Genomic DNA, 17,886 nt, shown 5'->3' on the forward strand with positions numbered 1-17,886 from the left:
CAAGATTGCCGCTCTCGCTGAGAAAAAATCCGCAGCGATACGAGACTGCGCGTATTTCGTTATTGCGTTCGCCAAATTGAAACGGGGGCGCCCGCCGGCCGATGGCATATCCCCCAATCTCAATGAGTGGACATCGACTGCGGCTGGTCGAGGCGGCTGCGCACAGCGGTCAGTTCCGAAGTCGTGTGGTTCAGGCGATCGGCCAGCACGCGCATGATCTCGACCGCCATCTCCGGGAAATCGCTGAGCAGCTTCAGGAAATGCTCCTTGCTGATCTTCAAGGCTTCCAGCCTGGAAGTCGCTTTCACCGTGGCTGTACGGGAGACATCGCAGAGGATGGCAATTTCGCCGACGATGGAATTGAGGTCGACTTCGGCAACCTTGATTTCGCCGGCTGGGCTATCGACGAGAATATCAGCAGTTCCTGAAAGAACAACATAGGCCGCATCACCTTGATCGCCCTGATGAAACAGGGTTTGGCCAGCATTGTAGCTGACCCGATCGGACGTAAACGCCAAGAGTTTCAATTTTGCGGGTGCAATGCGCGAAAAAATCGGCACCCGCTTCAGCATTTCAACTTCGTCCTTCAGAAGCATGAGCTTCGGTACCCCCAGTGTTCGGCCCCAGACGCCACTGTCGAGATAGGATATTACGATAACAGTTCTTTGAACATACCGTTTTTCTCTAAAAGATCGGTGGTAGAGCCATTTTCGACGAGGCTGCCGTGATCGAAAACCATGACACGGTCGAACAATTCGGCAAAACTGGGGTTGGAGAGAACCCAGATGATCGCCGGCGCATAATCGCCGCTATGGAGTTCGCCCAGAATGGCTCTCGCGATCTGATCCTGGACGCGATGGTCGAGTGCCGGCAGCGGCCGATTGCAGATGATGTAATCGGCTCGTTTCAAAAGGGCGCGACCGAGATTGAGTTTCTGGCGCTGCACGTTGGTCAGGCGCTTGCCGCCCGAGCCGACGTCGAAATCCAGCCCGATCGACAGAACTGCATCATGCATGCCGAGACGCCCGAACACATCGTACATGATTTGATGGATACGCTCCGGCGCATTCGCCTGCTGATGCGCGATGCGCCCGAACAGCACGTTGTCCATCAAGGTGGCAGACGCAGTGAAGCGCTCCGGATCGTAGCGCTCGATGACCTTGGCGAGATCGGCCGGAATATTCTCGTAGAATCTCGCGCGCGCCTTCACGATCTTTTCCATGAGCACCTGCGTCAGAAGGCCGAAGCGGTGACGCGGTTCGATATAGGAGAAGCTCAGCCGGATGATGGCCGCACGCTCATCGTCGGTAGCCGCCTCATAGCCCTTGCCGTTCAGCTTCTGCAGCAGCGCCTCATAGGTCGGGATGTCTTCCGCCGTCATGAAGGTCAGCTGCTGGAAGAACGGATGGTCCGGCGGCAGGTCCGTGAAGAGTTCGACTGCGTTTTCGGCGATCTCCAGGCCCATATCGTACAAATCGGATACCAGACCCGTTTCGGCGAATATCTGCTGGAAATAGGGATGAGCCGCCAGTTTGCGATTGGTCATCTGCGGCCGCTTCAGCGTACCGAAAAGCAGATTTTCACCAACGGTCGCCTGCGGATTATAAGCATCGAACTCGAAGGGAACCACGAGATCCGCGAGTTTTTCCTCCTCGAGCCGCGACCGCAATGCCTGCCGCAGCTCGACGATGCGCGACGTCAGATCCTGATGTGCCGTGGCATCGACATTCGAGCGCAAGGCCATGTCGAAAATATCCTGCGACATGGCGACGGCATCGAGAACCGGACGGATGGCGGAGTAGATATCATCCGGCCCCGTCGCCCCGGCGGCGGCATAGTCCACCCAGTCGCTATTGAGGTCGAATTCCGGATTGGCCGCACGACGCGCCTCGGCCATGCTCCATTTGACCTTTGTCGCTTCATCCTCGCTATAGACGGGGGCAACGAGCGGAGCGTGCTTGAGACCATAGAGGAGATTGCTGCGCAAAGTGCCGTGAAAGAAGAAGGTCTCGGAGGAGGCGTAGGCGATGCGTCGCCCGATGAGCGATTCCGGCAGTTCCAGAATATCGTGGCCGTCGATCGAGATGCGGCCGCTATCCGGCCAGATCAGGCGTCCGAACGCCTCCGCAAGATACTCGCCGCCCGCACCGCTATCGCCGACGATCGCCACCCTTTCGCCCGGATGAATTTCGACCGAGACATGATCCAGCACGCGCGCGCCGCTGTCGTCGACGATGGTCAGATTGGTCGCGACGAGAGAATGGGTGATGCGGGCGGCGGGCGCGGGCGAAACCGCCTGGATTTTCGGATCGATCAGATGCTCGACGCTGAACTGTTCGACCACCTGATTGTATTTTACCTGGACGTCCTGACGCGACTGGTCCCAGTCGATCAGCTCCTTCAGTGGTCCGGGCAGATCCTTGTAGGCATTGATGACGGCGACGAGCTGACCGATGTCCAGTCGGCCCTGCAACGCCAGGAAGCCGCCGATCAGATAGAACAGGAACGGCGTTACCTGAGCGAGGAAGTTATTGATGAATTTGACCAGGAACTTCCACTGATAGAGATCGTAGCGGATCGAGAAGATCAATCCGAGCCGGTGCGCGATATCGGCGCGCTCCAGGTTCGTGGTATCGTTGGCGTGGATAGTGCCGATACCATCGACGATCTCACCGACGCGGCCGGAAAGTTCGCGCGCCGTCAGCTGCCGCTGGCGCCCGAGTTCCAGGAGCCGCTTGCGCATGCGGGGAATGACGATGGCCTGCACGGCAACGATGGCCGCGGCGATCATGCCGAGCCAGAAATTCTGCATGATGATGAAGACGAGCGCCGTTACCGCCTGGCCGCCGAGAAGGGCGGGCTGCACGAAAGCATCGCCCGTAAAGCCACCCATCGGCTCCACCTCGTCCTTGATCATGGTGGCGATTTCCGCGGGCTTGACGCGCTTGAAGTGCGCCGGCGGAAACCGCAAGACCCGGTCGATCAGCTCAAAGCGGATACGGCGAAGCATGCGCTCGCCCAGACGTCCCTTATAGGTGTTGATATAGAGCTTGAAGAGACCGTTGAGGACGACGAGCGCCAAAAACACCATGCTCAGCGCAACGAGCATCCACATGCGCGTCAGCTGCACGCCCTGAAAAATCTCGACATGGCCGATGAGCGGCACATTGAAAGCAATGTGCATGAAGGTCTGCGTATCGCCGGGATGTTCGAAACCTTTGCCCTGGATAGGCCCGTTGACGATCTGCTTCGGCAAGTCGAAGGACAGGAAGTACGGGATCATCGAGGCCGCGACGACGAGCAGTATCCAGACCTGCTCCAGCCGGGTATTCGACCAAATGTAACGCGCTAGGCTTTTTTCCATTGCTTACTGCAGGCTTTCAAATTCAACGCCCAGCGCCAGCGCGATGCCGGCACTGATGTTGCAGAGATGCGGGAAGGTTTCGTTACGGATACGTGGCCCCATATGTGAAAGGGGACTCCGCCCGGTCTTTCGTCCACGCTCCTCCCGATTCATCGATTTTTCGATTTATATCACAAGATTGCGGGAATCCAGGAGGATAAAACGACAGGATGTCTCCGATATCAGCCACACACGTCGCTACATGACCTCACGCAGAATGGCGGAAGTTCTGGCGGCGCCGCCAAGATCGATATCCGGCTTGCCTGGCTTGGGGCGCGACAATGCCGTCTTCACGGCTTCGACCAGCATATCCGTCGTCAATCCCGCTTCTGGCAAGGCCAAGGCCAGGCCCAATCTCTCCAGCCGCTCGGCTCGGACGGATTGCTCCGTCTCCCCACCGGCGGTGAAAGGAACCAGGATAGCTCGGCAGCCAGCCACGAGAAGATCGCCGACCGTATTATAGCCGGCCTGCGAAATCGAAAGCTCGGCGCCGCGCAGAAGGGAGGGAAAATCCTTGCGGAAGCGAACCAGTTCGACATTACCGGGCGCGTCGCTGGCGAGCTCAGCATAATCCCGCTCCGGGAGGTTCGGCCCGGCGATCAACAGCCAGCGGCGATCGCTCGCCACTCGGCTTGCCGCTTCGAGCGAGGCGCGGATAAGGTCGCGCCCGACAGCGCCGCCGCCGGCTGAAACGACGATGTCGAAGGTTTCGACTGGTTCCGGTGGCAAAGCGGGTGCGACAAGACCCGTATAGATGATCTTGTCAGCGATCGCCTCCGTCAGGGGAAAGGTCTCTTCCAGCCGGACGAAATGCGGATCGCCATGGACGAGCACGCCATCGAAATGATCGCGCAGGAGGCCGACCGTCTCTTCGTCGCGCCCCGGTTTCTTCTGCTGCTGCAGAATGTCCCGCACCGAGGTGTAGAGCCTCGGCTTCGGATCGGCTTCAGAAATGGCATCGAGCAGCGGCAGAAGCTCGAAACGCATCTGCCTGCGACCGAAGGGAAAGGCCTCGATGATGACGACATCGGGCGCCGCCTGCCGGAACGCCTCCAGCAACAAGTCGCGGCGCCGAGACAGGAACTCCTCGCCGGCGGCATTGCCAGACTGATCGGCGAGACCGGAGAAGCCGGCGCTGCTCGCAACCACGGCCGGCAATGTGACGGAGGTGACGTCCGCCCCCGGGAAGCCGTTTACCGGCAGGCCGCCGGTGACCACCGTCACCTGGCAGCCGTCTTGCGCCAGCGCGCTGGCGATGCGGCTCGCGCGCGCCAGATGGCCGATGCCAAGCAGATGCTGAACGTAGAAAAAGACCCGCAACGGTAGGCTATGCGAGGTTGTCATGCGGATTTCCGCCATTGATCTTCTCTCTGCCATTGCTCCTCGAACAGCCCCGTCAGTTGCCGGATGCTGGCGTGATAGTCGAAATGCTCGCGCACCCGCTTTTCGGCCGCTTCGCCCAGCCTGTGACGCAGTGCCGGGTTACGAATGGCGGATTCCAGCGCTACGGCGAGCGCCTGCGGATCCTCCGGAGGAACGACAAGACCGTTCGCACCATCTTCGAGGAGTTCGGGAACGCCGGAGACATCGGTGGAAACGCAGACAAGGCGCTGGCTAGAGGCTTCAACGAGCACGTTCGGCAGCCCGTCGCGATCACCGTCGGCGGCCACCCGGCAGGCGAGCGCGAAGATATCGGCCTGGCGATATTGGGCAAGCACGTCTTCCTGTGCCAGCGCACCCTTCCAGGTGATGCGGTCGGCGATGCCAAGCGTATCAGCCAATGCCTTGAGTTTCGTCAAGCCATCTCCGCCGCCAATGTGGGTAAAGCGCCAGTTGAGATCGCCGGGAAGCAATGCCAGCGCCTTCAACAGCACGTCGTATCCCTTTTTCTCCACCGCACGTCCAACGCTGAGGATAAAAGCGGGATCGGAAGCGTCCTTGCCGTCGCGGCTGGAATGTTCGCCAGTGAAGGAGCCGAAGCGATCCAGATCCAGCCCGTGATAGCTCAGATGAACCTTGTCGTCCGCTCCGACCAGATCGCGCATGTGCTCGAAACCGGTGCGCGTGCAGGTCACAGTCCAGCGGGCGCGGCCGAGCTTTTCCGAAAGCTCCCAGTCCGGTGACGTCCAGATATCCTTGGCATGGGCCGAACACGTCCAGGGAATGCCGGTCATGATACTGGCATAGGATGTCACCGAGGCCGGCGTATGGATGAAATGCGCATGCAGCCATTCGCCGCCATCGGGCCATTCATGCGCCAGCACCAGGGCCTGACCGAAGCGCCGCACGCGGTTCGGCGTGATATCCCGCTTGAGATCGGTCCAGAACTGCTTTAGGAGCGGCTTGAACCCGGGCTTGCCGATACCGGCAAAGAACGCGCGAAGCACCCTCAACGGTTCGTTATGCAGATATTCGGGCAGATAGATGACGCGCGCCTTGATCTCGTCATGGACGGGGTGGCGCTTCTTGTCCGTAGGCTTGCGCATCGAAATCAGCGTCAGGTCGAAGCCGGCCTTTTCCAGGCCGAGCAGCTCCTGCGCGATGAAGGTTTCCGACAGGCGGGGATAGCCTTTCAGGACCACCAGTATTTTCTTCCGCATCGACAGGTTCCGGTGATCTACTCGGCAACGATCGATAGCGGCGTATAGCGCTCGCGGTCATCGAACCATTCGCCGACGGTGCGCGAAATATGCACGAGCCCTTCCAGGCGCATGTTGCTGTTGCTCGCCGAAGGTGGCGCCCTGTTCGGCAGGCGCTTCAGCGCAGCGGCAAGCTGCTTCGGATCGGCCGATTCTTCCGGCAGCAGCATGTCGACGAGGCCGAGTTCGCTTGCCCGCTGCGCGCGGATGAGCTGCTCCTCGCGCGGCCGCGTGCGCGGAATGATCAGCGCCGGCTTGTCGAAGGACAGGATCTCGCAATAGGTATTATAGCCGCCCATGGCAACAACGGCCTTGGCGCCGGCGATCAGCTCTTCCATCTTGTTGTCGAACTCGATGACCTGCAGACAGTCGATCTTGCTCGCGCGTTCCAAAAGCTGACCGCGCTCCTTGGCTGGCATATAGGGGCCGAGCACGATCAGCGTCTTCTGCGTGAGAGAGCTATCCTCCTCGAAAGCGGCAATGACATCGCTGACGAGATCGGCGCCGTCGCCGCCGCCGCCAGTCGTCACCAGGATATAATCCTCGTCAGGCACATGTTCCGACTTCGTGCCCAGGGTGGAAACGCTGCGCTGCAGGAAGCCGACGAACTCCATCTTCCGGCGCACGCCGGGGGGAACATCGAGGCCGACGAGTGGATCGTGAAAGTCCGGCGGGCCATAGACCCAGACGCGATCGTAGAACTGATCGATCTTCTGCAGGGCGTTGTTCTTCTTCCATTCGGCTTCCAGGAGATGCGGCGCATCCATGACGTCGCGCATGCCGAGTACGAGCGTCGTGCCGCGCGCCTTGAGATAGGTCAGCGTTTCCTCGACCTCACCTTTCAGCCCCATCGGCTCCTTATCGACAATGAAAACATCGGGCTGGAAGGTTTCGGCCGTGTGGCGAATGATCGATTGCCGCATCTTCAGCGTTTCCTGCAATGCGACATGGCTCGCCATAGACGTGTATTCGCCGTCGCGCAGCTTGATGACACTCGGCACTTTGACGAAATCGACACGGGCGCGATAATCGAATGCGCCGGCGATCGTCGCGCCGGATATGATCAGCACATTCAGGCCGCGATAGTCCTCGACAAGCGCATGGGCAATCGTTCTGCACCGCCTCAGATGGCCGAGACCGAACGTGTCATGGCTATACATGAGGATTCGAGCATCTTCTAAGCGCCGCTTCATAGGCAAAAACCTCTGGGGGTGAAAGTTATACGCGGTATGTCGGCAAACGACATCCGCGGGCCGCTTCTCGAATTGCAATCCTGTCTTCGCCGTTCATCCTGCTATTTGTAGGGATCGGCGGCATCGCGCAAGCCGTCTCCTAAAAAGTTGAACGCCAGAATGACCAAAATCACCGGGATCATAGGGAAAAGGAGCCATGGATAGAAGGCGATGACGCTGACGCTTCTTGCCTCGGTCAGCAAAATGCCCCAGCTCGTGATTGGCGGGCGAAGCCCCAATCCGAGAAAGCTAAGGGCGGTTTCGCCGAGAATCATGCTGGGAACAGAGATCGTCGCCGTGGCAATGAGATGCGACATGAAGCCGGGAACGAGATGACGGCCGATGATGCGGCGTGTGCTTGCGCCCATCAATTGCGCGGCGAGCACGTAGTCTTCCTCCCGCAGGGACAGAAGCTTCGAGCGCACGGCGCGTGCAAGGCCGGTCCAGTCGAGAATGCCGAGAATAATGGTAATGCCGAAATAGACGATGATCGGACTCCAGCTCACGGGCATGATCGCCGCCAGCGCCATCCACAATGGCAGGCTCGGCAGTGATTGCAGCACCTCGATCACGCGCTGAACGAGGAGATCGAAAAGACCGCCGTGATAGCCCGCCAGACCGCCGATGACGACGCCGAGCACGAAGCTGATCGCTATGCCGATCAGCCCGATCGTCAGGGATATGCGCGCGCCGTAAATGATGCGCGACAGCACGTCCCGGCCCAGGCGATCGGTTCCAAGCAGATACATTTGCCCGCCGACGGAAGGGCAGACCAGATGAAGGTTCGAATCCACCAAGCCCCAGAAACGATAGGAATCGCCGCGACAGAAGAAACGGATCGGCTGCACGTCGGAAGGATTTTCGGTATAGATCCGACGCAGCGTATCGATATCGAGCGTCATTTTCCGGCCATAGACGAACGGTCCGACGAACTCGCCCTTGTCGAAGAAATGAACCATCTGCGGCGGCGAATGAATGTAATCGACATTGCGGCTGTGCAGACCGTAGGGCGCCAGGAATTCCGCAATCAGGATCATGCCGTAGGCGAGCAGCAGGAAGATACCGGAGGCGAGCGCAAGCTTGTGCTTTTTGAACTTCCACCACATCAGCTTCTTCTGCGAAGCCATGTAATAGCGCTGCTGGCCGGCCGACATGGCTTCGAACTGATCCGGATCGAAATCCGCGTTCGAGACGTAATGCTCCAGGGGAGCCCCGGGTTTTGGCAGAGATACGCTCACTTTGTACTCCTGCCTTGCAAGCGGATGCGGGGATCGAGAAAGCCGAGCGCGATATCCGAGATCAGCACGCCGATAACATTGAGGAAGGCGAGAAACATCAGAAATGAACCGGCAAGATACATGTCCTGGCTTTGCAGGGCCCGGATCAACATTGGGCCGGTCGTCTCCAGCGACAGCACGATGGCGGTGATCTCAGCGCCCGAAATGATCGACGGCAGGATGGAGCCGATATCGGCGACGAAAAAGTTCAGCGCCATGCGCAGCGGATATTTCACCAGAGCCTTCAGGGGGTGCAACCCCTTTGCCCGTGCGGTGATGACATATTGCTTCTGCATCTCGTCGAGCAGATTGGCGCGAAGGCGGCGGATCATGCCCGCCGTTCCTGCCGTGCCGACGATGATGACCGGAATCCACAGATGCGACAGGATCGAGCGCGCCTTTTCCCAGCTCATCGGCTGCGAGAGATATTGCTGATCCATCAGATGGCCGATCGACACGCCGAACCACACATTGGCGAAATACATCAGGATCAGCGCCAGCATAAAATTCGGAATGGCGATACCGAGCAGACCAAGGAAAGTCAGGCCGTAATCGCCCCAGCTATATTGATGAGTCGCCGAATAGATGCCGATCGGGAAGGCGATCAGCCAGGTCACGAGAATCGTCGTCATCGATACGAGAATGGTCAGCCACAAGCGGTCGCCGACGACATCCGAAACCGGCAGCTGATATTCGAAGGAATAACCGAAATCGCCATGCAGCATTCCGGCAACCCAATGGACATATTGAAGCGGCATAGGCTGATCGAGGCCGTATTCGTGACGAAGATTCTCGATCTCCTGAAGGTTCGCCGTCTCGCCCTGGGCGCGCAGCTCGGCGATCTGGCTTTCGAAGAAATCGCCAGGCGGAAGCTGGATGATCGTGAAGACCAGCATCGAAATGACGATCAGGGTCGGGATCATCACCGCGATGCGCCAAAGGATATATCTAAGCATTCCGGCGATCCTCCTTCATCCAGAAGGTATCCGGCATGTAGACACCGAGAAAACAGGTTGGATCGAAACCGTAAAGCGCCTTCTCCGGCACGTTCTGCATGCGCGCCGAATGCACGATCGGCTGCAGCGTGGCGTTGATGAGGCCGATGGAGAAAACCTGGTCCGTATAGATCGACAGCATTTCGTGCCAGATCTCGGCGCGCTCGAAGGAAGAGGCGGCCGCCTCCCATTCGCGGAGCAGCTTGACGAGCTTGGCCGCCTCCGGAACATCGGGCGCAACGCCCTGCGTCTCACGCGAAAGATAGTACATGCCCCAGAGCGGCCACTGCATCTGGTCGTCGGTTGTCGGCGCCAGTTCCGCCGGGTTCATGTCCGCTGTCGGCACGCCATTGTCCAGGCCGTACCACAAGGACATCAGGATACGCCCGCCCATGGCGCGGCTGCGGAAAATGTCGCGTTGCGATACACGCGTGAACAGCGCAATGCCGACCTTGCGCCAGTGATCGGTGACGAGTTCGAGGACGTCCGCATCCAGCGGGCTTTCGCCCGGTGTTTCAACCGTGATCTCCATGCGCCGCCCGTCGGGCAACAGGCGAACGCCGTCTTCATCGCGTTTGGCAAGACCGGCGGCGTCCAGCAGCACATTGGCCTGATCCGGATCGTACGCAATCCAGGCCGCCGCATATTCGGGCTTGAAGAGAGGGCTGTCTGGCAGGACCGTGTTGGCGCTTTCAGTGCCGAGGCCATAGAAGACGGCCATGTTGATCTCATGGCGATTGATCGCCAGCGACAGGGCCCGCCGCACCCGGACATCGCGCAAAACGTCTCGCCATACGGTATCCGCGCTGTTCAGATTGGGAAACAGTGCGACCCGCGACCCACGCGCCGCCTTCCAGAGATTGACCTTGATCGGGTGCAGCCTCTCCGCTTCCTTGAGGAAGGTATAGTCGTTGAAATCTATGCCGTTTGCCTGCAGATCGCTTTCTCCCGCGCCGGTCTTGGCAGCGATGATCGCGGAAGAGCTGATGTTCAGGATCATCCGGTCTATATAGGGCAACTGGCGGCCGTTTTCGTCGACGCGATGGAAATAGGGGTTGCGCTCGAAGACGAACTGCTCGGCCGGTGGGGCGGTCGTGTTGCGCCAGGGATCGAGTACCGGCAGGTTGGGATTTTCAGGCCGGTAGGAACGGGCCATCTTGATATGAAGGTCCTGCCATTTCTTGGCGCGGTTTTCCTTCATCAGCGAGGAAAGGCGAATGCTGTCCTGATATTTCTTGTGAAACTGCTTCAGATAATGCGCAGGGCCGGCAATGACGAGCGGCTGCGGCGCCGCAAGGATCGGCAGGAAATCGGGATTAGGATCATCCCAGGAATAACGCACCGTCAGTTCGTCGAGCAGCTCGAAGCGCGGCAGGCTGCCGTGCGGGCGCAACTCCAAGGCGCCGCCGCCCGGTGTCAGTTCCTTGTTGAGGATGACGTCTTCCCACCAATAGCGGAAATCATAGGCCGTGAAAGGATGCCCATCCGACCATTTATGTCCGTCGCGCAGCTTGAAGGTGAAAACCATGTCGTTGACGGAGGTGAATGACTCCAGAATATCAGGTTGCAACGACAGGGTACGGTCATAGCCGACGAGACGGGCATAGCCGTATATCGTCATGAAGCGGATATCGTTCTGGCTGCCGACAATGGTGCGCACGGAGCCGCCATATTGACCCGGCGTACGGCCCATGGCCGCGACGTTGACGATGCGCGGGAATTTCGGCAAACGCTTGGCAAGGTGCGGCATCTGACCCGCCCTCAGCCAATCGGCAAAATATTCCGGCTCGTTGTCGATGTCGGCTGCGAGAACGGGCTGAGGCAGAACGGTAGAGGCCAAAAGGCCAAGAAAAGTGCGCCGATTGATCATTTGCGCAGCTCCCGGGCACCGAGGCCCCGGCGGGCGCGCACGAAATGCCCCCCGCCCAAATCGGCATAGGCCAGATCTCCGTCTGATCCCTCGGAGAATTGCGGCCCCCATTTCTGCTTGGCCGCGGCGCCTTCGCTGCCCAGGGCGGAGAAATCCAGCGGCCGGTCCAGGTCGGGGAATGGCACCGCCGCAAGCAGCGAGCGCGTGTAGGGATGAACGGGATCGCGCAGGATGATCTCGCGCGGCGCGATTTCGACGATGCGTCCACGCGCCATGACGGCAATCCGATCAGCCATATAGTCGACCACCGCCAGATTATGCGAAATGAACAGATAGGTCAGGCCGAGTTCTTTCTGCAGATCCTTGAGGAGATTGAGAATCTGCGCCTGGACGGACACGTCGAGAGCCGAGACGGGCTCGTCGAGGATCAGAAGTTTTGGCCCAAGCGCCAATGCGCGCGCAATTCCGATGCGCTGGCGCTGGCCGCCGGAGAAGCTGTGCGGATAGCGGCTCAGATAGTGCTTGTCGAGCCCGATCGCCTGCATCAGCGCCGTGACTTTCTCCTTGCGCTCGTCGCTTTCGCCCCGCCCGTGGATTTCCAGGGGTTCGCTCAGGATGTTGCGGATGGTCATGCGCGGAGAAAGCGAAGAGACCGGGTCCTGGAAAACCATTTGGATCTTCGTGCGCAGATCCATCAATTCATCGCCCTTGACGGCAAGCACATCGATCTTGCCGCTGCCGTCATCGAAGGTGACGGAACCGCTATCGGCGGTAACACCCCGCATCAGGATCTTGCTGACGGTCGTCTTGCCGCAACCGCTTTCCCCGACCAGGCCGAGACATTCGCCGCGGCGAATATCGAAACTGACATCATCGACCGCACGGAACTTCGTGCCATCCCGCCGCCCGAACAGCCCACCGGCCTTCGAGGTGTAGGTCTTGGTCAGATTGCGCACGCTGAGCAGGACATCGAGTGCGGTGCCCGCAGCCGGCACACCGTTGCCGATAAGCTTCTTCTTCCCCGAGAAAGTGCCGAGATTGACCGGGACATCCCGCAAAGATTTCAATCGCTCTCCCGGCTTCATGTCGAAATGCGGCACCGCCGACATCAGCGCCTTCAGATAGCGATGCTGCGGCTGACGGAAGATCGTCTCAACGGGACCTGCTTCCATGATCTCGCCGTGATAGATGACCACGACCTCATCGGCCATGTTCGCAACCACGCCGAGATCGTGGGTGATCAGCAACATTGCCATGTTGAACGTCTGCTGGAGATTGCGCAGCAGTCCGAGAATTTGCGCCTGAATGGTGACATCCAATGCCGTCGTTGGCTCGTCGGCGATCAGCAGCGCCGGATTGCAGATCAGCGCCATGGCGATCATCGCGCGCTGACGCATGCCTCCGGAAAGTTCGAAGGGATACATGTCGAAAGTGCGAACCGGGTCCTGAAAGCCGACGAGGTTCAGCATCTCTTCCGTCTTTTCGCGCTGCTCAGCTCTACTGGTGCCTGCGCTGTGAATGCGAAGCGCTTCACTGATCTGGTTGCCGACCGTATGCAGCGGCGACAGCGAGGTCATCGGCTCCTGGAAGATCTTTGCCATGCGCGCGCCACGCAGCCCGCGGATCGCGGCGCCGTCGCGCGGCAGCTGGAGAATATCGGTCGTCAGACCGTTGAGCGGATCGGTGAAGAGAATCCGGCCCGTCGCCTTTGCCGCCGTTGGGAGAATGCCCATGATCGATTGGCTGATGATCGACTTGCCGGAGCCAGATTCGCCGACGAGCGCCGTAACCTTGCCTGGAAGCACTCTCAAGCCGGCATTCTTGACGACGCGCAGACTATCTCCGTAAAGGGAAAACGAGACGTCGAGGTTCTCGATACGCAGTAGATCAGTCCCTGACGCCATACATATTACTTCCCGCTCACATGACCTTTGTGGCCTTGGACGGCACACTAACGTAGGCCATAACGGGTGTCTAGCTGGTCAAAGCAATGCGGAGACTGTAAAAAAACTGTCGCCTTTCCAGTGATATATCGGCTTATGCTGAAGCGCGAGGCATGCGCAGTCACGGAGTCAGGTTTTCGACTTGAAGACGGCTCTCGAACTTCTTGGCGTCCCTATGCAAGAGAATGACCTGTTCGGCCTCGGAGAGGCTGTCTGGTGCCGTCTCCTGAAAGGTCTCGAGCGCGCCATTGGATGGCGTCGCCGCTTTCGGGGAGACGACGGTGAAGCGCTGACGCACACCGCGCAGCTTCTCCTCTCCAAGTTTTCCCCATTCGCAATCGGTGTAGCTGGAAAATGCCTGGCTCGCGACGACTTCGGTCCCATATTTCTTGGTCAGCGACTGTAGGCGCTCGACCTCATTGACCGCCGCGCCGAATGCGGAAAACGTCAACCGGTCCCTCAAGCCGACATTGCCGAACATGACGTTGCCGACATGCAGGCCGATCCCATAGCGAACTTCGCTCAAATTGCGCGACTGGCGATCGCTGTTGAGTGCCTTGACACGGCGTTGCGCCTCGAAAACAGCCGAAAGTGCGGCTTCGCAAGCCACCTTTGACGGGTCCTTGTGCCGCCCGCATGGGTAGACGGCGAGAAATCCGTCGCCAAGGAAGCTCAGGATTTCGCCGCCATTGCGATTGAACGGCGCCGCGATCGCGTCGAAGAACTCATTGAGCGTATCGATATAGGCCTGGCGCCCTTCCTTTTCGGCATAAACTGTGGATTGCCGCATGTCGCCCATGACGAGGGCTGCGCGGATTGTCTCGCCGTCTCCGCGGCGAATCTGGCCGTTCAGCACGCGCTTTCCGGCATCGCCGCCGAGATAGGTGGTCAGCATATTGTTGGCGAGCTTGCCGAGGACCGCCATCTTGGCGGCCATGGCCAGATGGTTCTGCATGCGCATCAGCGCGCCGATCATCTCTTCGCTGAAACCGCCGATGCTGTCGGTCGACCAGGAACCCATCATCCCCTGCACCGAGCCCGCGCCGAAAGTCTGCACGAAGGCCATATAGTCGGTGACCTTCTCCTTGCGCAGATCCTCGAAAATCGGAAATTCGACCGCACCGTCGACATCGATCCGGCGACGCAGGTGCTGAAGATTGTTGGACAAGAGATAGTAGTAGGGGCTCTGCACGAAGCGTTCCGGTTTCTCGTTCCCATGCCGATAGCCCTCGATCATCAGACCGCCGGCACGCCGCCAGGTAAAGCCGAGCGCATCATAGAGCGGATGAAGCATGGAAAAGGTCAAATGCACGCGCTTGAGCGGCATCCCCGTCGCAGCCATGCGTTCGCAGAAGCCGCGAATGATGGTCTCCAGGTTCTCGCCCGTGAGCGCCGCCTGTGTCAGCCATTCCGCTACTTTATCGAGAAGAAGATCAGAAACACTCGAATGGATAGTCATTGTCCCCGCGGCCTATCTTGCAATGCCCGATGTCTCGCCGGCCATGGAGCACCGGCTCTTTCGCCGACGTCCACTTCCGGAATTTCCGGCCTATTGTTCAAGGCTGGATGAAACAATCATTCAACGGCACCAGCGCGTTCCCTTGCTACCCCTGGATCGCGCGGACACCAGAAAATCGACTGCATCTCTCACGCCCCCGCACCAGAAATGCAGCACAACGACAGCCGTCGCAATCGGCGACTCTCGTTTTGTTCTCTTTCAGATAAGGCGCATATTCAGCTGAAACAATGGGCTAAACCGAAATGGGTCGATAAAAATCACGACTGAAACCCATGGCCAGCTGCGCGTGGCAATCGAAGATCATTCGCTCGCGGCAAGCTCGGGCGGCCTCTTTTCCCGCAGCGCCATGGCCGCCATCGCATAACCCCCGCTCGCCCCGTCGATGAAATGCATGTGGTCGCGCATCAGCGGGGTAGGCACGAAACAGGTCATCAACGCGCTATCCTGGCGATGCAGACCAAAACGGCAGACACCCTCCGCCTCGGCCTGACGCAAGCGCGCCTCGATACGCTCAAGATGCATGGCGTCGACATCGATCGTCATTTTCAGACCGTCGTCGAACTTGCGGAAATCGGAATTCGCTGCGAGATCACGCCGGTAGATCTTGACATCAAAGCTTCCAGCCCTCGCTCCGAACTTAGAGAGAACCCACAACAGAATGACCTGCGCGTCAATTGCAAGCTTTCGCCACCAGCGATTGGCCGGGGTGGCCAAAGCCCGCGCTTCGATATCGGCGCCACCGAAACTCAATGCCGGCGTCGGACCTTCGACCGGGACAGGGTGGCCGTCGCGGCTCTGCTCTGCAGAGATCGCGATGATATCGGCGACCAATTGCTGAAATTGCGGACCGTTTCCACCCTCGCCGGGAATGGCGATGATGGAGACGATCTCGCCATTTTGCGCCTTGATCGGGTTCCAACGACAGGAAAGGCCCGTGAGATCTGGCTCCTCCTTCTCCGGCTGGTCTTCGACGATGAAGCGTCCTGCCTTCATTTGTCGTTCCGCCCAGCTCGTGCCGCCGCCGGAAAACATGGCGTAGGAAACATGGTCGCTCGGGTTGAACCGCGCGACCTGCACGTCGAACCCTTCCCCGCGAATGGCGCTCATCGGCACCAAAGCCGTGCGCAGATCGAGTTGCAGCTCCTCCATCACCCAGCCTCGTACCGCCACAAGCGCCTGTCGCGCCTGCTCCGCGCCGGAAGGCGGGACGGCGACCAATGCACCATCCCCGCCGAAGGCGAAGGGATAGTCGCCTCGGTCCAAAGCGTTGAGTACGGCGGAAATCACGCTGGCGCCTGCCATATTGACCGATTTGTAATGTCCGGCGGCAATCGCCTTCGTGGAGCTGACGATATCGGCGATCGCAATCAGCCAGTCATCCGGTAGGGGCTGGTAATTGGCGCTGTCCGTCACGCCTTCGAAACGCGTGAAACCCGCAAGCTTATGGAAGAAATCATCATTGGATGGCTCGGCCATGATGTCCCCCTTCATTGAGCGCCGCGACAATCTATCCCTACAGCAAATGCGCCGAAAATCTAGCGGGTGGTCGACGCCGCAATACCCGCCGTGCTACGCCCACTGCGGGAGAGGCACAAGACGCCAAGGATACTTCAAATACGATGAGCCGCCTCGATAGTTTCATTCGCCGCCTCAGCGCGCAGCGCGATATCTTAAATACCGTTGCCAACGAGGTGAGAACGCTTGCCGGCCCCGTGCTGGAGCTCGGTCTTGGCAATGGCCGCACCTTCGATCACCTGCGCGAACTTTTTCCCGATCGCCGCATCATTGCCTTCGACCGGACGGTCAATGCCTACGGTCCTTCGATGCCATCGGCCGACGATCTTGTGCTCGGCGAAATCAGGGACACGGCGAAAACCTTCATCGGCGCCAATGCCTCGCTCGCCCATGCCGATATCGGCACCGGCTACGAAGACAAGGATGCAATAACATTGACCTGGCTGCCCGAGATCATGGCTGGGGTGCTGGCACCGGGCGGGCTTGCGGTCAGCGGCCTTCCTCTCGATCATCCAGATCTCGAGGCGCTGCCCCTGCCCTCGACCGTCAAGGACGGCCGCTATTTCATCTATCGGCGCAAATAGGCTCAGTGCAGAAACAGAACGTCGAACTGTTCGCCTTCGACCGGCAGTTCGACCACCTTCATGACCTGCTCGCCGTCTTCGAAGAACGCAAGACATTCGCTATAGTGTCCGGCGAGATCGGCGATGAAGTCTTTGGTCTGATCCTTGCCGTAGAAGGCCGGGGTGAATTCCATATAAAGCGGCACTTTGCAGGCCATCAGCGCACCCATCGAACGACAGGCAACCGGCTCATAGCCCTCGATGTCCATCCAGATCAGCCCGATATCGGCGGAATCGACGCCCGCCTGCAGGAGAATATCGCCGACCGGCTGGACAGGCACCGAGATCTTCTCGTCGGTCGCGCTCTGCCGCAATGCGCTGCTCTTGCCATGATTCTTGTGGTTGAGATAGAAATCGAGCTGCCCCTCGCGATCGCCGGCGGCGCAATTGACCGCCGTCACCATATTCTGCAGGCCATTGTCGGCGATATTGGCCTCCAGCAGGCGAAAATTGCGCGGATCCGGCTCAACGCTGACGATACGATCATAGGCGCCGCTCAAGGCAAAATAGCAGGTCTGCGTGCCGATATTGCCGCCGAGTTCCAGCAGCGCCGAGCCCTTGCGTAGTAAGCCGCGCTCGCGCAATACGCTCAGCAAGCGGTCGACATGGTCGCGCTCGAAATGCCCTTTGCGAAAAACCTTGCGGCCGATATAGTCGGCCGGCGAGAAACTGAGGACGTGATCCCCGCAATCGACCGTCATCATCTTGACGCGAGGCCCAATCGCACTGACGAGGATATCCCGGCCCAGCCTGGTGTCGAAGAAGCGCGTGGCGATCGCATCCCGCTTGCGGCGAAAAGCCCGTCTCCAGTATTTTTTTGTGAGAATCCTACGATCGAACATGAGCGCCATCTCTACACCGGCGCCATTG

General features: G+C 59.3%; 13 protein-coding genes. 1 reads left to right on the top strand and 12 read right to left on the bottom strand.

What is annotated here, in order from left to right; genetic code table 11:
- Positions 1-119: 119 nt before the first annotated feature.
- The 11 genes from JJQ51_RS12160 to JJQ51_RS12210 all read right to left on the bottom strand — a co-directional run bounded on the left by JJQ51_RS12160 (position 120) and on the right by JJQ51_RS12210 (position 16,354).
- Complete coding sequence (locus JJQ51_RS12160; protein WP_069610301.1) at positions 120-596, bottom strand: cyclic nucleotide-binding domain-containing protein; 477 nt, start codon at positions 594-596, stop codon at positions 120-122.
- 53 nt (positions 597-649) lie between these two features.
- Positions 650-3,364 carry an ABC transporter ATP-binding protein gene (locus JJQ51_RS12165; protein WP_113350624.1) on the bottom strand — a complete coding sequence of 905 codons (2,715 nt, stop codon included), beginning with the start codon at positions 3,362-3,364 and terminating at the stop codon, positions 650-652.
- Between the two features lie 237 nt (positions 3,365-3,601).
- Positions 3,602-4,747 carry a glycosyltransferase family protein gene (locus tag JJQ51_RS12170; protein WP_113350625.1) on the bottom strand — a complete coding sequence of 382 codons (1,146 nt, stop codon included), beginning with the start codon at positions 4,745-4,747 and terminating at the stop codon, positions 3,602-3,604.
- Positions 4,744-6,009 (bottom strand): glycosyltransferase family 4 protein, encoded by a 1,266-nt coding sequence (locus tag JJQ51_RS12175; RefSeq protein ID WP_173004577.1) that lies wholly within the window; start codon positions 6,007-6,009, stop codon positions 4,744-4,746. Before JJQ51_RS12175 ends, JJQ51_RS12170 begins: the two co-directional genes overlap by 4 nt.
- 11 nt (positions 6,010-6,020) lie before the next feature.
- Positions 6,021-7,235, bottom strand: coding sequence for a glycosyltransferase family protein (locus JJQ51_RS12180; RefSeq protein ID WP_113350627.1), 1,215 nt, complete (start codon positions 7,233-7,235; stop codon positions 6,021-6,023).
- A gap of 101 nt (positions 7,236-7,336) precedes the next feature.
- Complete coding sequence (locus JJQ51_RS12185; protein ID WP_113350628.1) at positions 7,337-8,512, bottom strand: ABC transporter permease; 1,176 nt, start codon at positions 8,510-8,512, stop codon at positions 7,337-7,339.
- Complete coding sequence (locus JJQ51_RS12190) at positions 8,509-9,507, bottom strand: ABC transporter permease (RefSeq protein WP_095437102.1); 999 nt, start codon at positions 9,505-9,507, stop codon at positions 8,509-8,511. Before JJQ51_RS12190 ends, JJQ51_RS12185 begins: the two co-directional genes overlap by 4 nt.
- On the bottom strand, positions 9,500-11,416 hold the full coding sequence (locus tag JJQ51_RS12195) for an ABC transporter substrate-binding protein (RefSeq protein ID WP_113329602.1): 1,917 nt from the start codon (positions 11,414-11,416) through the stop codon (positions 9,500-9,502). The genes JJQ51_RS12190 and JJQ51_RS12195 overlap by 8 nt, the downstream gene beginning before the upstream one ends.
- On the bottom strand, positions 11,413-13,320 hold the full coding sequence (locus JJQ51_RS12200) for an ABC transporter ATP-binding protein (RefSeq protein WP_113350629.1): 1,908 nt from the start codon (positions 13,318-13,320) through the stop codon (positions 11,413-11,415). The genes JJQ51_RS12195 and JJQ51_RS12200 overlap by 4 nt, the downstream gene beginning before the upstream one ends.
- Positions 13,321-13,480: 160 nt before the next feature.
- Positions 13,481-14,818, bottom strand: a complete 1,338-nt coding sequence (locus JJQ51_RS12205) for an adenylate/guanylate cyclase domain-containing protein (RefSeq protein WP_113350630.1) — start codon at positions 14,816-14,818, stop codon at positions 13,481-13,483.
- Between the two features lie 360 nt (positions 14,819-15,178).
- On the bottom strand, positions 15,179-16,354 hold the full coding sequence (locus JJQ51_RS12210) for a DUF3095 domain-containing protein (RefSeq protein ID WP_113351042.1): 1,176 nt from the start codon (positions 16,352-16,354) through the stop codon (positions 15,179-15,181).
- Positions 16,355-16,497: 143 nt separating this feature from the next.
- On the opposite strand from JJQ51_RS12210, the gene JJQ51_RS12215 reads away from it, so the two are divergent.
- The gene (locus JJQ51_RS12215) at positions 16,498-16,977 is read left to right on the top strand and encodes a class I SAM-dependent methyltransferase (RefSeq protein WP_113329599.1); all 480 of its coding nucleotides are present in this window, start codon (positions 16,498-16,500) and stop codon (positions 16,975-16,977) included.
- Positions 16,978-16,979: 2 nt separating this feature from the next.
- On the opposite strand, the gene JJQ51_RS12220 is transcribed toward JJQ51_RS12215, so the two are convergent.
- Positions 16,980-17,858 carry an FkbM family methyltransferase gene (locus JJQ51_RS12220; RefSeq protein WP_113350631.1) on the bottom strand — a complete coding sequence of 293 codons (879 nt, stop codon included), beginning with the start codon at positions 17,856-17,858 and terminating at the stop codon, positions 16,980-16,982.
- Positions 17,859-17,886 lie beyond the last annotated feature (28 nt).

This window comes from Rhizobium sp. AG207R (assembly GCF_027109195.1).
GTDB lineage: Bacteria > Pseudomonadota > Alphaproteobacteria > Rhizobiales > Rhizobiaceae > Rhizobium > Rhizobium dioscoreae.

Bases quoted from the DNA above. Each gene is read 5' to 3' on its own strand.
- JJQ51_RS12160 (WP_069610301.1), bottom strand. From the start codon at position 596: ATGCTTCTGAAGGACGAAGTTGAAATGCTGAAGCGGGTGCCGATTTTT.
- JJQ51_RS12165 (WP_113350624.1), bottom strand. From the start codon at position 3,364: ATGGAAAAAAGCCTAGCGCGTTACATTTGGTCGAATACCCGGCTGGAG.
- JJQ51_RS12170 (WP_113350625.1), bottom strand. From the start codon at position 4,747: ATGACAACCTCGCATAGCCTACCGTTGCGGGTCTTTTTCTACGTTCAG.
- JJQ51_RS12180 (WP_113350627.1), bottom strand. From the start codon at position 7,235: ATGAAGCGGCGCTTAGAAGATGCTCGAATCCTCATGTATAGCCATGAC.
- JJQ51_RS12190 (WP_095437102.1), bottom strand. From the start codon at position 9,507: ATGCTTAGATATATCCTTTGGCGCATCGCGGTGATGATCCCGACCCTG.
- JJQ51_RS12195 (WP_113329602.1), bottom strand. From the start codon at position 11,416: ATGATCAATCGGCGCACTTTTCTTGGCCTTTTGGCCTCTACCGTTCTG.
- JJQ51_RS12200 (WP_113350629.1), bottom strand. From the start codon at position 13,320: ATGGCGTCAGGGACTGATCTACTGCGTATCGAGAACCTCGACGTCTCG.
- JJQ51_RS12205 (WP_113350630.1), bottom strand. From the start codon at position 14,818: ATGACTATCCATTCGAGTGTTTCTGATCTTCTTCTCGATAAAGTAGCG.
- JJQ51_RS12210 (WP_113351042.1), bottom strand. From the start codon at position 16,354: ATGGCCGAGCCATCCAATGATGATTTCTTCCATAAGCTTGCGGGTTTC.
- JJQ51_RS12215 (WP_113329599.1), top strand. From the start codon at position 16,498: ATGAGCCGCCTCGATAGTTTCATTCGCCGCCTCAGCGCGCAGCGCGAT.
- JJQ51_RS12220 (WP_113350631.1), bottom strand. From the start codon at position 17,858: ATGTTCGATCGTAGGATTCTCACAAAAAAATACTGGAGACGGGCTTTT.